Source organism: Stutzerimonas stutzeri (genome assembly GCF_024448895.1).
Lineage (GTDB): Bacteria > Pseudomonadota > Gammaproteobacteria > Pseudomonadales > Pseudomonadaceae > Stutzerimonas > Stutzerimonas stutzeri_Q.
This window is the reverse complement of the sequence record NZ_JAMOIC010000001.1, coordinates 12,083-24,601: the sequence shown is the minus strand read 5'-3', so window position 1 is coordinate 24,601 and position 12,519 is coordinate 12,083. Positions and strand designations below refer to the sequence as shown.

Sequence of the window (12,519 nt, the reverse complement as noted above, 5' to 3'; positions counted from 1 at the left end):
ATACGACGAACGAACATATGGTTCAGGCCGATTCAACTGGGTTACTCTTCAGAGATGACCACTGTTTAATGTTTAACCACAAAAACGGAGTCCAGCATGGGATACCAAAAGATCCAGGTGCCTGCCAACGGTGACAAAATCACCGTCAATACCGATAACACCCTGAACGTCCCCAACAATCCGATCATTCCTTATATCGAGGGTGATGGCATTGGCGTGGACATCAGCCCGGTGATGATCAAGGTAGTCGACGCAGCCGTTAAGAAAGCCTACGGCGGCGAGCGCAAGATCGCCTGGATGGAAATCTACGCCGGCGAGAAAGCGACTCAGGTTTACGACCAGGACACCTGGCTACCGAAGGAGACGCTGGAAGTCGTTCGAGATTTCGTGGTGTCCATCAAGGGGCCACTGACAACTCCGGTGGGCGGTGGCATTCGCTCGCTGAACGTTGCGCTACGCCAGGAGCTCGATCTCTATGTATGTCAGCGCCCCGTACGCTGGTTCACAGGCGTACCTAGCCCGGTGAAGAAGCCGGCAGACGTTGATATGGTGATCTTTCGCGAAAACTCCGAAGACATTTACGCAGGCGTGGAGTGGAAGGCCGGTTCGCCTGAGTGCGAGAAAGTCATAAAATTCCTCACCGAAGAGATGGGTGTCAAGAAGATCCGCTTCACTGAAAATTGCGGCATAGGCATCAAGCCGGTTTCTCTGGAAGGGACGAAGCGACTGGTGCGCAAGGCGCTGCAGTATGCAGTCGACAATGACCGCCGCTCGGTCACCATCGTGCACAAAGGCAACATCATGAAGTTCACCGAAGGCGCATTCAAGGAATGGGGCTACGAGGTGGCGCGTGATGAGTTCGGGGCCGAGTTGCTGGATGGCGGTCCCTGGATGCAATTCAAGAACCCTAATACCGGAAAACATATTGTCGTCAAAGACGCCATCGCCGATGCGATGCTGCAGCAGATTCTGCTGCGCCCGGCCGAATATGACGTCATCGCCACTCTGAACCTCAACGGCGACTATCTATCCGACGCGCTGGCGGCTGAAGTGGGCGGAATTGGTATCGCTCCTGGCGCAAATCTATCCGACACGGTAGCCATGTTCGAGGCAACCCATGGCACTGCGCCCAAATACGCGGGCCAGGACAAGGTCAACCCAGGGTCGCTGATTCTTTCAGCTGAGATGATGTTGCGACATATGGGATGGCTAGAGGCTGCAGACTTAATTATCAAGTCGACGGAAGCCGCCATCGCCGCCAAGACAGTCACCTATGACTTCGAGCGTCTGATGGACGGTGCGCAGCTGATGTCGTGCTCTGAATTTGGCGACGCTATGATCTCCCACATGTAAAAAGCTGCGGGAAGACAAAAAGGCCGATCACTTGATCGGCCTTTTTGTTTGCCTGTATCAGGCGTCTACGGTCGAGCCCTGTGAGACAGGTGCAGCCGTCTCGGCAGCGGTCTGCAGTGACCGGATGTTGGTTGCGTGCAAGCCCTTGGGACCTTGCAGGATGTCGAACATGACCGCTTGCCCAGCTTTCAGAGTTCTGTACCCTTCCATTTGAATGGCAGAGTAGTGGGCGAACAGGTCCTCATCGCCGCCGTCTGCTACGATGAATCCATAGCCCTTGGCGTTGTTGAACCACTTGACCTTACCGCTTAGCATGCTGTTATCCCTCTGCAAAGGAGTCCATCACTGGAGTAACATCCATTTCATTCCGCGCTGATGCAGCACATGGCTCACACGCGCAGCCCGTTGCCGTTGTGGCACATACTGTTTGTATCATCGTTTTGCCGATAGTCAAGGCGACTCGTCAGGTGGCTGTGAAGCCCCTTCCACTTACTCGGCCTCGGCGCCCCGATCTAGAACTGTTATACGCATGCGTGCATTGTCAGAGATTCGACTAACATTTAATCAGGATCGTCCGAAGCCGTTGGACGACGACTCTTCTGGCCTGGCTGTTGAAGAAGCCAAGCCGCAACTGAAGGCACCACCGATGTTCAAAGTTGTCATGTTTAATGATGACTACACGCCTATGGATTTCGTCGTGGAGGTGCTCGAAGGAATTTTCAATCACAATCGGGAGCTCGCCACCAAGATTATGCTGGCGGTTCATACCGAAGGGCGGGCCGTCTGTGGCGTCTACACACGGGACGTCGCTGAAACCAAAGCGATGCAGGTCAATCAATATGCAAGGGAGTGCCAGCATCCGTTGCTTTGTGAGATCGAGAAGGACGGTTAACCCCGACTGCTGGGTAAGAGGTGAAAGCTATGTTGAACCGTGAGCTCGAAGTCACTCTGAATCTGGCTTTCAAGGAGGCTCGAACCAAACGTCATGAATTCATGACGGTCGAGCATCTTCTGTTAGCCCTGCTGGACAATGAAGCAGCCGCAACGGTATTGCGTGCCTGCGGTGCCAGCCTCGACAAATTGCGTCATGACCTCCAAGAGTTCATTGACTCCACTACACCTCTAATTCCTCAACATGACGAAGAGCGAGAGACTCAGCCAACCCTGGGCTTTCAGCGTGTGCTTCAGCGCGCCGTCTTTCATGTGCAGAGCTCCGGCAAGCGTGAAGTAACCGGAGCGAACGTCTTGGTTGCGATCTTCAGCGAGCAGGAAAGCCAGGCGGTATTTCTGTTGAAGCAGCAGAACGTGGCTCGGATCGATGTCGTCAATTACATCGCGCACGGTATCTCGAAAGTCCCAGGCAACAGTGGGAATGCCGAAGGTGATCCAGAGATGCAGGACGAGGAGGGCGGCGAGTCCTCTGCGGCCGGCAATCCGCTTGACGCATACGCAAGCAATCTCAACGAGTTGGCGCGCCAGGGGCGGATCGATCCTTTGGTCGGCCGTGAGCATGAGGTTGAGCGGGTAGCGCAGATCCTGGCGCGTCGTCGCAAGAACAATCCGCTGTTGGTCGGGGAGGCAGGTGTCGGTAAGACTGCCATTGCCGAAGGGCTTGCAAAGCGCATCGTCGACAATCAGGTCCCTGAGTTGCTAGCTGATAGCGTGGTCTATTCGCTGGACCTCGGCGCGTTGTTGGCAGGTACGAAATATCGCGGTGATTTCGAGAAGCGATTCAAGGCGCTCTTGAACGAGCTTCGGAAGCGGCCTCAGGCGGTCCTTTTCATTGATGAAATTCACACCATAATTGGTGCAGGCGCGGCGTCTGGCGGGGTAATGGACGCGTCCAATCTTCTCAAGCCGCTGCTGTCTTCTGGCGAGATCAGATGCATTGGCTCGACCACCTTCCAGGAATTTCGCGGCATCTTCGAGAAGGATCGTGCACTGGCGCGGCGCTTCCAGAAGGTCGATGTGTCCGAGCCATCGGTTGAAGACACCATTGGTATATTGCGCGGGTTGAAGGGTCGATTCGAGCAGCACCACAACATCGAATACAGCGATGAGTCTCTCCGCGCTGCGGCAGAGCTTGCGTCCCGCTACATCAATGATCGTCATATGCCTGACAAGGCCATCGATGTCATCGATGAAGCGGGCGCTTATCAGCGGCTTCAGCCCGAGGATAAGCGCGTCGCTCGAATCGAAGTCGAACAGGTCGAGGATATCGTAGCGAAGATCGCTCGCATTCCGCCCAAGCACGTAAGCACCTCAGACAAGGAGTTGCTGCGAAACCTGGAGCGCGACTTGAAGCTGACGGTGTTCGGTCAGGATGACGCAATCGACTCTCTGGCGACGGCGATCAAGCTGTCACGGGCGGGGCTCAAGGCTCCGGACAAGCCAGTAGGTTCGTTTCTCTTCGCCGGCCCCACTGGTGTGGGTAAAACAGAAGCTGCCCGCCAATTGGCGCGGGCTCTCGGGATCGAGTTGGTACGCTTCGATATGTCCGAGTACATGGAACGGCATACCGTGTCTCGACTCATCGGTGCGCCGCCTGGCTATGTCGGATTCGACCAGGGTGGGTTGCTGACAGAGGCCATCACCAAACAGCCGCACTGCGTATTGCTGCTTGATGAGATCGAGAAAGCGCATCCGGAGGTTTTCAACCTGCTGCTTCAGGTCATGGACCATGGCACGCTGACGGATAACAACGGCCGTAAAGCTGATTTCCGTAACGTGATCGTGATCATGACCACTAATGCGGGTGCGGAGACTGCTGCACGAGCGTCCATTGGCTTTACACATCAGGATCATGCCTCCGACGCCATGGAAGTCATCAAGAAGAGCTTTACGCCGGAGTTCCGCAATCGTCTGGATACGATCATCCAGTTTGGTCGCCTAAGTCATGAGGTCATCAAGAGTATCGTCGACAAGTTCCTCATCGAGCTTCAGGCTCAGCTTGAGGACAAGCACGTTACGCTTGAGGTGTCAGATGAGGCACGTGGATGGCTGGCCGAACGCGGTTATGACGCTCAAATGGGAGCCCGACCGATGGCCCGGCTTATTCAGGACAAGATCAAGCGACCCCTTGCGGAGGAGATTCTCTTTGGAGAGCTAGCCGAGCATGGTGGAGTAGTCCATATCGATATTCGCGACGGCGAGCCGTTCTTCGAATTCGAGACGTCAGCCGAACTGGCTTAACTGAAGCATCTCGCTGAGATAAAACGCCCGGTACTGCCGGGCGTTTTCGTAATCGCGTTCTGACGGGAGATAGCGACCTGATGAGCGCTGTAAAGCGATCATTCTCCATCTAATCCAGCACTTTTTTCAGCGCAAACAAAAAGCCCGGTCATTGCCGGGCGTTTTTCATCGCGGCCTGTTAGCGGGCGCGGTAGGTGATGCGACCTTTGCTCAAGTCGTACGGTGTCAATTCCACACGTACTTTGTCGCCAGTCAGAATCCGGATGTAATTCTTGCGCATCTTTCCGGAGATATGCGCAGTAACGACGTGCCCATTTTCCAACTCCACACGAAACATGGTGTTGGGCAGGGTGTCGACGACAGTACCTTCCATTTCGAAGCTGTCTTCTTTCGACATTCAGTAAAGCCCTCGGTGTCCAATGATAGACCCGGTGCGAAGAATGCCCGGGTAAAAGCGGCAAGTATTGTGCCTGAAAGGGCCCAGAGAGCCAAGGGCTCAACTCAGAGTAATCCAGCGTTGGTTGACGAGAAGTTCGATAGGGCGGTATTCGGTCTTGTAGTTCATCTTCCGGCAGTTCTTGATCCAATAGCCTAGATAGATCGCTTTCAGTCCGAGTCTTGCTGCTTCGCTGACTTGCCAGAGGATTGCAAAGCGTCCAAGGCTGCGACGCTCCTCGCTGGGATCGTAGAAGGTGTATACCGCAGACAAGCCATTAGGTAGCAGATCTGTCACCGCTACCGCCAGCAGCCGACCTTCCAGGCGGAACTCATAGAATCGGGAGAAGGGCAGGTCTCTCACCAGAAAGGTATGGAACTGATCCCGGCTAGGTGGGTACATGTCTCCGTCTGCATGGCGCTGCTCGATATAGCTGGCGTAGAGCGCGTAATACTCTTCGGTAAAGGCGGGTCGGACATTGGTGACTTCAAGGTCAGCGTTGCGCTTGAGGATGCGTTTCTGCTGGCGATTAAGCTGCAGCCCGTCGGCTGGGATACGCGCAGGAATACAGGCGGTGCAGCGCTGGCAGTGCGGGCGATAGAGGTGGTCACCGCTACGCCGAAACCCCATCTCTGAAAGTTCTGCATACACCTGGACATCCATCGGCTGGCTAGGGTCGAGGAAGAGCGTCGTAGCCTGTTCGTCAGGCAGATAACTGCAGGCGTGAGGCTGAGTGGCGTAGAACTTGAGGCGAGCCAGTGAAGTCATGATCAGCTCTCATAAATCTTGAAATCAGTGTAGGTCAGCTTGGCTTCGTCGACTAGCGCTCCCATCGGGCTGTGCTGGGTTCGTCAAGGTACTTGTCGAGTGTCTCGGCGAAGACGTGGCGGGGGATGGACCGTGATCCAAAACTGGCCAGATGCTCAGTCGGCATCTGGCAGTCGATCAGTTTGAATCCCCACTCCTTGAGACGTTCCACTAGTGTGACGAATCCTGCCTTGGATGCATCGGTCGTACGGCTGAACATTGATTCGCCGAAGAATAGCTGACCCATGGCGAGGCCGTAGAGACCGCCGACCAGCTGATCGTTCTGCCAGACTTCAACCGAGTGAGCGGCGCCCAGTCGGTGTAGCTCAATGTAGGCGTCCTGCATGGGTGTTGTGATCCAGGTTCCGTCCGAATAGTCTCTCGGACCGGCGCATCCTTCAATGACGTCTTTGAACGCTTGATCGAAGGTGACGGTGAAGACTCCCTGGCGCATTTTCTTACGTAAGCTGCGAGAGATATGCAGCTCGTCGGGGTAAAGAACGGTCCGGGGGTCGGGCGACCACCAGAGCAGCGGTTGTCCATCCTGGTACCAGGGAAAGCAGCCGTGACGGTAAGCCGCAAGCAAGCGTGCGGGCGAAAGGTCGCCGCCCGCAGCGAGCAGTCCGTTTGGCTCGCGCATGGCTTTTTCCAGTGGAGGGAACGACAGCTCGTCGCGCTGGAGCCAGGTCAGCATGCGGAATCCCGGAGCGAGGCGGATATTGGTGTCCGCCTCAGATGAGGGTCAAAGGTCCAGAAACTTTTCAGCATCGAGTGCCGCCATGCAGCCGGCACCGGCAGAGGTAATGGCCTGACGATAAACGTGATCTGCAACGTCACCAGCGGCGAAAACACCGGGAATCGTTGTGCTGGTGGCGTCACCCTCACTGCCACCTTTTATGGTGAGATAGCCATCCCTCATTTCAAGTTGGCCTTGAAAAAGATCCGTGTTCGGTTTGTGGCCGATAGCAATGAACACGCCTGACAGTTCGAGGTTCTGCTCATCGCCAGTGAGCGCGCTCTTTAAGCGTACTCCGGTAACACCGCTGGCATCTCCAAGGACCTCTTCCAAGGTGTGGTTCCAGTGCAGGCGGATATTGCCGTTGGCCGCCTTCTCCATGATCTTGTCCTGAAGAATCTTCTCGGAGCGAAGCTTGTCGCGACGATGAATCAGGTGGACTTCCTTGGCGATGTTCGACAGGTAAAGCGCTTCCTCAACCGCTGTGTTGCCCCCACCGATGACGGCGACTACCTGGTTTCGATAGAAGAACCCATCGCACGTGGCGCAAGCCGAAACGCCCCGGCCGGCAAAGGCTTCCTCGGACGGCAGGCCGAGGTATTGAGCCGAGGCTCCGGTAGCGATGATCAGGGCATCGCAGCTGTAAGTAGCGCTGTCGCCCTTGAGAATGAAGGGTCGTTGCTGCAGTTCTGCAGTGTGGATGTGGTCGAACACCACTTCGGTATCGAAACGCTCGGCATGTTTCTGCATCCGCTCCATCAGCGCCGGGCCGGTTAGGCCCTCGACGTCGCCTGGCCAGTTGTCCACTTCGGTAGTCGTAGTGAGCTGGCCGCCGGGCTGGATGCCGGTGATCATCACCGGCTTCAGGTTGGCGCGGGCGGCGTATACCGCAGCGGTATAACCGGCCGGGCCCGAGCCGAGAATGATCAGACGTGAATGCTTGACTTCATTCATAAAAAGCCCTCATAAGCCTTTGTTGCAAATAGAGAAGCGTGCTCCAGTCGAGCCGCGCTGAAAAATCTGGCGTTTATGCTACACCGAAGCATCGAGAAAAGCCCAAGCCGGCGCGGAACCGACATGCCATCGAATCGACAAACCCGTACAATGTCCAATTTTCTGGCTGAATACGGTTAATAGAGCGCGCCTAAGGCGCAGGAAATAAAGCGTTTTGAAGAATACCTCCTCTACCGCGCCAGCTTCCGTCTGGCGACAGCAATTGCATTACCGTCTCAAAGAGGGCGCGTTGATCGCGCTCGGCGCGCTGTGCGCGTATCTCTGGATGGCACTCCTGACCTACGACCCTGCAGATCCTGGCTGGACCCACACCAGCAACGTGCAGCAGGTCCAGAATGCGGCTGGGCGTGCCGGAGCCTGGTTTGCCGATGTGTTGTTCATGGCGCTCGGCTACTTCGCCTTTCTGTTTCCCTTGTTGCTTGGCATCAAGACCTGGCAGGTTTTTCGTGCTCGCCATCAGCCGTGGAGCTGGAATGGCTGGCTGTTTTCGTGGCGACTGATCGGCCTGGTTTTTCTGATCCTGTCCGGCTCGGCGCTGGCCTATATCCACTTTCAGTTCGCCAACAGTTTGCCGGCATCCGCTGGCGGCGCGCTAGGCGAGAGCCTTGGTCAGCTCGCTGAGGCAGCGCTCAATGTGCAGGGCAGTACGTTGCTGCTGCTGGCATTCTTTCTGTTCGGCCTGACGGTATTTACCGATCTGTCGTGGTTCAAGGTGATGGATCTGACGGGCAAGATCACTCTCGATCTAGTGGAGCTGATCCAGAGCGGCATCAACCGTTGGTGGTCAGCGCGTAATGACCGTAAGCAGCTGGTTGCACAGCTCCGTGAAGCTGATGAAGTCGTCAATGAGGTTGCTGGGTCGCTCTCCGATCGCCGTGAGCGGGCGAAGGTGAAGGAACGCCTGCTTGAGCGTGAAGAGTCGTTGAGCAAACACATGAGCGAGCGCGACAAGCGACCGGCTCTGGTTATTCCCCCTGTAGCGCTGCCGAAGCCAATCGAACAGAGCAAACGCGTGCTGAAGGAGAAGCAAGCCAATCTGTTCGTCGACCCGTTGATAGCCGGCAGCGTGCCGCCCTTGTCATTGTTGGACGTTGCTGAAAAGCAGCAGAAGCAATATTCGCCCGAGTCGCTGGAAGCAATGTCGCGGCTGCTGGAGATCAAGCTCAAGGAATTCGGCGTCGAGGTGATCGTCGAATCCGTTCATCCTGGCCCGGTCATTACCCGTTTCGAAATTCAGCCTGCGGCAGGCGTCAAAGTTAGCCGTATATCCAACTTGGCAAAGGATCTGGCGCGTTCGTTGGCTGTCATCAGCGTACGCGTGGTCGAGGTCATTCCTGGCAAAACAACTGTAGGTATCGAGATACCCAACGAGGACCGGCAGATCGTGCGGTTTTCCGAGGTCCTGTCGTCTGCACCTTATGACGATGCCAAATCTCCGGTAACCATCGCGCTGGGTCACGATATCGGTGGCAAACCGGTGATCGCTGATCTGGCGAAGATGCCGCACCTGCTGGTTGCCGGTACGACAGGCTCGGGTAAATCGGTCGGTGTGAACGCGATGATCCTGTCAATTCTGTTCAAGTCCACGCCCGAAGATGCGCGGCTGATCATGATCGACCCGAAGATGCTCGAGCTGTCGATCTATGAAGGCATCCCGCATCTGCTGTGCCCCGTTGTGACCGATATGAAGGAAGCGGCCAACGCACTGCGCTGGAGCGTTGCGGAGATGGAGCGCCGCTATAAGCTGATGGCGGCCATGGGCGTGCGTAACCTCGCGGGCTTCAATCGCAAGGTCAAGGAAGCGGAAGAGGCCGGTACGCCGCTTACCGATCCGCTGTATCGCCGCGAAAGCATGGAAGACGAAGCACCTTTGCTGAAGAAACTGCCGACTATCGTGGTCGTGGTAGATGAGTTTGCCGACATGATGATGATCGTCGGCAAGAAGGTCGAAGAGTTGATTGCGCGCATCGCACAGAAAGCGCGCGCAGCTGGTATCCACCTGATTCTCGCGACGCAGCGGCCGTCGGTGGATGTGATCACCGGTCTGATCAAGGCCAACATTCCGACGCGCATGGCATTCCAGGTATCCAGCAAGATTGATTCGCGCACGATCCTTGATCAGGGTGGCGCCGAGCAACTGCTCGGTCACGGCGACATGCTCTATCTGCCGCCGGGCACAGGCCTGCCTATACGGGTCCACGGTGCGTTCGTTTCCGATGAAGAAGTACACCGCGTGGTCGAGGCGTGGAAAGCCCGCGGCGCACCGGACTACATCGAAGAAATCCTGGTTGGCGTCGAAGACTCCGGCGGTGGTTTCGACGGTAGCGGCGGTGACAGTGGCAGCGGTGAAGGCAGTGAAGAAGATCCGCTCTATGATGAGGCCGTACGCTTCGTTACGGAAAGCCGTCGAGCATCGATATCCGCAGTTCAGCGCAAGCTGAAGATTGGCTATAACCGCGCCGCTCGCATGATTGAAGCCATGGAAATGGCCGGCGTTGTAACCTCCATGAACACTAATGGTTCGCGCGAAGTGCTCGCGCCGCCTCCCACTCGCGACTAGCTCCACCGAGGGCCTTATGCAATTGATTCGCGTGCTGTTTGCATCCGCGCTGATGCTCACTCTGACGCCAGCGCAGGCCGATCAGGCAGATTCTGTAAAGCGTCTGACCGTGCTGCTGCAAAAGGCAGAAACTTTGACCGGTCGATTCTCCCAGCTATCGCTGGATGGCACTGGCACCCAGCTTCAGGAGACATCCGGCGAGCTGGCTTTGAAACGCCCTGGCCAGTTTCGCTGGCATACCGATGAGCCAATGGAACAGTTGTTGGTTTCCGATGGTAAGAAGGTCTGGTTATACGACCCGGATCTCGAGCAGGTGACCATTCAGACCCTCGACCAGCGTCTGACTCATACGCCGGCCCTGCTGTTGTCCGGCGATGTTTCGGCAATTAGCGATAACTTCGACGTCTCGCATCAGCAGGCCGGAGAGGTGGTCGATTTCACGCTCAAACCCAAGGCCAAGGACACCCTGTTCGATAGTCTCCGCCTGTCGTTTCGTGGCGACGTGATCAACGATATGCAGATGGTCGACGGTGTTGGACAGCGCACCAATATCCTTTTTCAGGGCATAGAGCTGAACCAGCCGTTGAAAGCGGATCTGTTCACCTTCGAGATTCCTGAAGGCGCCGACGTCATTTCTGAATAGCGCCCGCACGAATCGTTTCCCATACGGCCTGCGTTCCTGCAGGCCGTTTGCATCAGAGGTTCCTGCCACCGATGGACCTGTTCAGCCGCGATCCTGTCGCTCAACCGCTAGCCGCACGCCTGCGAGCCGCCAGCCTTGACGAATACGTCGGCCAGGAACATCTCCTGGCGCGCGGCAAGCCCTTGCGTGAAGCCTTGGAGCAGGGCGCGCTGCACTCCATGGTCTTCTGGGGCCCACCGGGCGTGGGCAAAACCACCTTGGCCCGATTGCTTGCGAAGGTCTCCGATGCTCATTTCGAGACTGTCTCGGCCGTGCTTGCAGGCGTCAAAGAAATCCGCCAAGCGGTAGAGATAGCCAAGCAGCAGGCTGCGCAATATGGCCGGCGCACCATCCTGTTCGTCGATGAAGTGCATCGTTTCAACAAGTCCCAGCAGGACGCCTTCCTGCCGTACGTCGAAGACGGCACGCTGATCTTTATCGGGGCTACCACGGAAAATCCGTCATTCGAATTGAACAACGCGTTGCTCTCAAGAGCACGTGTCTATGTGCTCAAGAGTCTCGATGAGGCTGCGCTGCGTAAGTTGGTCATGCGCGCACTGACCGAGCCTAAGGGTTTGGGCGATCTGCATCTCAGCCTTCCAGATGAAAGCTTTCAGATGCTCCTGGCGGCGGCCGATGGCGATGGCAGACGGTTGTTGAATCTACTTGAGAACGCCTCGGACCTGGCTGAGGAGGGGGGCGAGATCTCGATCGAACTGCTGCAGGACCTGCTCGGTGATGGGCGCAGACGTTTCGATAAGGGTGGCGAGGCCTTTTATGACCAGATTTCGGCGCTGCACAAGTCCGTTCGAGGTTCGAATCCGGACGCGGCGCTGTACTGGTTCGCTCGGATGATCGACGGTGGTTGTGATCCGCTCTATATCGCCCGCCGTGTGGTGCGAATGGCCAGCGAAGAAGTCGGCAATGCCGATCCGCGAGCGATGGGTCTGTGCCTGTCTGCGTGGGACGTCCAGGAACGTCTCGGCAGCCCGGAAGGTGAGTTGGCGGTTGCTCAGGCCATTGTCTATCTGGCGTGTGCGCCGAAGAGCAATGCCGTATATACGGCTTTCAAGGCGGCAATGCGCGATGTTGCCGAAAATGGATCGCACGAAGTCCCGCTGCACCTTCGCAATGCGCCAACACGGCTGATGAAGGAGTTGGGGTATGGCAACGAGTACCGATACGCCCACGATGAACCGGACGCCTATGCAGCAGGCGAAGATTACTTCCCGGACGCCATGGTCCCGCGTCAGTACTATCAGCCTGTCCCGCGTGGGCTGGAGAGCAAGATTCGCGACAAGCTCGAGCATCTGTCACAGCTGGATCGTCAAAGTCCACGCCAACGGAGAAAGCCTTGATACGCATGATGCTTGCGGTGGCGGCGGGCGGCGTGGTCGGAACGCTGGTTCGCTTTGGGGTTGCTTCCTGGGTCTCGATACACTGGCCGCGCCATTTCTATGTGGCAACTCTGGCGGTCAACCTGCTCGGCTGCCTGGTGATCGGTTATCTGTATGCGACGTTTCTGGTGCGGCCGGATATCTCACCCGAGCTGCGTGGCGGCCTAATCATTGGTTTGCTCGGTGCGCTGACGACGTTTTCCAGTTTCTCACTCGATGGGCTTCGGCTGCTCGAAAGCGGGCAGCTAACGACCGCTTTCGGCTACATCGGCATCAGCGTGGTCGGAGGGCTGTTAGCGGCCTGGGCCGGCCTTGCGCTAGGCAGGTTATGAACCTTGCCGC

The 12,519-nt window shown here is 56.8% G+C and carries 12 protein-coding genes; 7 read left to right on the top strand and 5 right to left on the bottom strand.

The genetic code is table 11. The features are described from left to right. Window positions 1-96 precede the first annotated feature (96 nt). Entirely contained in the window at window positions 97-1,353 is a 1,257-nt protein-coding gene (gene icd / locus NA619_RS00130; RefSeq protein WP_255958810.1) for an NADP-dependent isocitrate dehydrogenase, read from the top strand. A 57-nt stretch (window positions 1,354-1,410) separates the two neighbouring features. Here icd and cspD read toward each other — a convergent pair whose 3' ends face one another. After that, the gene (cspD, locus tag NA619_RS00125) at window positions 1,411-1,668 is read right to left on the bottom strand and encodes a cold shock domain-containing protein CspD (RefSeq protein WP_272891591.1); all 258 of its coding nucleotides are present in this window, start codon (window positions 1,666-1,668) and stop codon (window positions 1,411-1,413) included. A 214-nt stretch (window positions 1,669-1,882) separates the two neighbouring features. Between cspD and clpS the strand changes: the two genes are divergently transcribed. Further along, window positions 1,883-2,245, top strand: a complete 363-nt coding sequence (gene clpS / locus NA619_RS00120) for an ATP-dependent Clp protease adapter ClpS (RefSeq protein WP_122163986.1) — start codon at window positions 1,883-1,885, stop codon at window positions 2,243-2,245. A 29-nt stretch (window positions 2,246-2,274) separates the two neighbouring features. Then, the gene (gene clpA / locus NA619_RS00115) at window positions 2,275-4,545 is read left to right on the top strand and encodes an ATP-dependent Clp protease ATP-binding subunit ClpA (protein WP_255958808.1); all 2,271 of its coding nucleotides are present in this window, start codon (window positions 2,275-2,277) and stop codon (window positions 4,543-4,545) included. A gap of 178 nt (window positions 4,546-4,723) precedes the next feature. On the opposite strand, the gene infA is transcribed toward clpA, so the two are convergent. The 4 genes from infA to trxB form a co-directional block, all read right to left on the bottom strand. After that, window positions 4,724-4,942, bottom strand: coding sequence for a translation initiation factor IF-1 (gene infA, locus NA619_RS00110; RefSeq protein ID WP_002553999.1), 219 nt, complete (start codon window positions 4,940-4,942; stop codon window positions 4,724-4,726). Window positions 4,943-5,041: 99 nt separating this feature from the next. Continuing rightward, window positions 5,042-5,749, bottom strand: coding sequence for an arginyltransferase (locus tag NA619_RS00105; protein ID WP_255958804.1), 708 nt, complete (start codon window positions 5,747-5,749; stop codon window positions 5,042-5,044). Between the two features lie 52 nt (window positions 5,750-5,801). Next, window positions 5,802-6,482 carry a leucyl/phenylalanyl-tRNA--protein transferase gene (gene aat / locus NA619_RS00100; RefSeq protein ID WP_255958803.1) on the bottom strand — a complete coding sequence of 227 codons (681 nt, stop codon included), beginning with the start codon at window positions 6,480-6,482 and terminating at the stop codon, window positions 5,802-5,804. Window positions 6,483-6,530: 48 nt separating this feature from the next. Then, a complete protein-coding gene (gene trxB, locus NA619_RS00095; protein ID WP_255958802.1) occupies window positions 6,531-7,478 on the bottom strand; it encodes a thioredoxin-disulfide reductase in 948 nt (315 codons plus the stop codon). Window positions 7,479-7,692: 214 nt separating this feature from the next. Here trxB and ftsK point away from each other — a divergent pair, with 214 nt between their 5' ends. From ftsK to crcB, 4 genes are all read left to right on the top strand, one after another. Next, window positions 7,693-10,098: a DNA translocase FtsK gene (gene ftsK / locus NA619_RS00090; protein WP_255958801.1), complete on the top strand. Its 2,406-nt coding sequence runs from the start codon at window positions 7,693-7,695 to the stop codon at window positions 10,096-10,098. 16 nt (window positions 10,099-10,114) lie between these two features. Further along, window positions 10,115-10,741, top strand: a complete 627-nt coding sequence (lolA, locus tag NA619_RS00085) for an outer membrane lipoprotein chaperone LolA (RefSeq protein WP_255958800.1) — start codon at window positions 10,115-10,117, stop codon at window positions 10,739-10,741. Between the two features lie 71 nt (window positions 10,742-10,812). Then, entirely contained in the window at window positions 10,813-12,138 is a 1,326-nt protein-coding gene (locus NA619_RS00080) for a replication-associated recombination protein A (RefSeq protein WP_255958799.1), read from the top strand. Next, window positions 12,135-12,509, top strand: a complete 375-nt coding sequence (gene crcB, locus NA619_RS00075; RefSeq protein ID WP_255958798.1) for a fluoride efflux transporter CrcB — start codon at window positions 12,135-12,137, stop codon at window positions 12,507-12,509. The genes NA619_RS00080 and crcB overlap by 4 nt, the downstream gene beginning before the upstream one ends. Window positions 12,510-12,519 lie beyond the last annotated feature (10 nt).

Bases quoted from the DNA above. Each gene is read 5' to 3' on its own strand.
- cspD (WP_272891591.1), bottom strand. From the start codon at position 1,668: ATGCTAAGCGGTAAGGTCAAGTGGTTCAACAACGCCAAGGGCTATGGA.
- infA (WP_002553999.1), bottom strand. From the start codon at position 4,942: ATGTCGAAAGAAGACAGCTTCGAAATGGAAGGTACTGTCGTCGACACC.
- aat (WP_255958803.1), bottom strand. From the start codon at position 6,482: ATGCTGACCTGGCTCCAGCGCGACGAGCTGTCGTTCCCTCCACTGGAA.
- NA619_RS00080 (WP_255958799.1), top strand. From the start codon at position 10,813: ATGGACCTGTTCAGCCGCGATCCTGTCGCTCAACCGCTAGCCGCACGC.
- icd (WP_255958810.1), top strand. From the start codon at position 97: ATGGGATACCAAAAGATCCAGGTGCCTGCCAACGGTGACAAAATCACC.
- trxB (WP_255958802.1), bottom strand. From the start codon at position 7,478: ATGAATGAAGTCAAGCATTCACGTCTGATCATTCTCGGCTCGGGCCCG.
- lolA (WP_255958800.1), top strand. From the start codon at position 10,115: ATGCAATTGATTCGCGTGCTGTTTGCATCCGCGCTGATGCTCACTCTG.
- NA619_RS00105 (WP_255958804.1), bottom strand. From the start codon at position 5,749: ATGACTTCACTGGCTCGCCTCAAGTTCTACGCCACTCAGCCTCACGCC.
- clpS (WP_122163986.1), top strand. From the start codon at position 1,883: ATGCGTGCATTGTCAGAGATTCGACTAACATTTAATCAGGATCGTCCG.
- clpA (WP_255958808.1), top strand. From the start codon at position 2,275: ATGTTGAACCGTGAGCTCGAAGTCACTCTGAATCTGGCTTTCAAGGAG.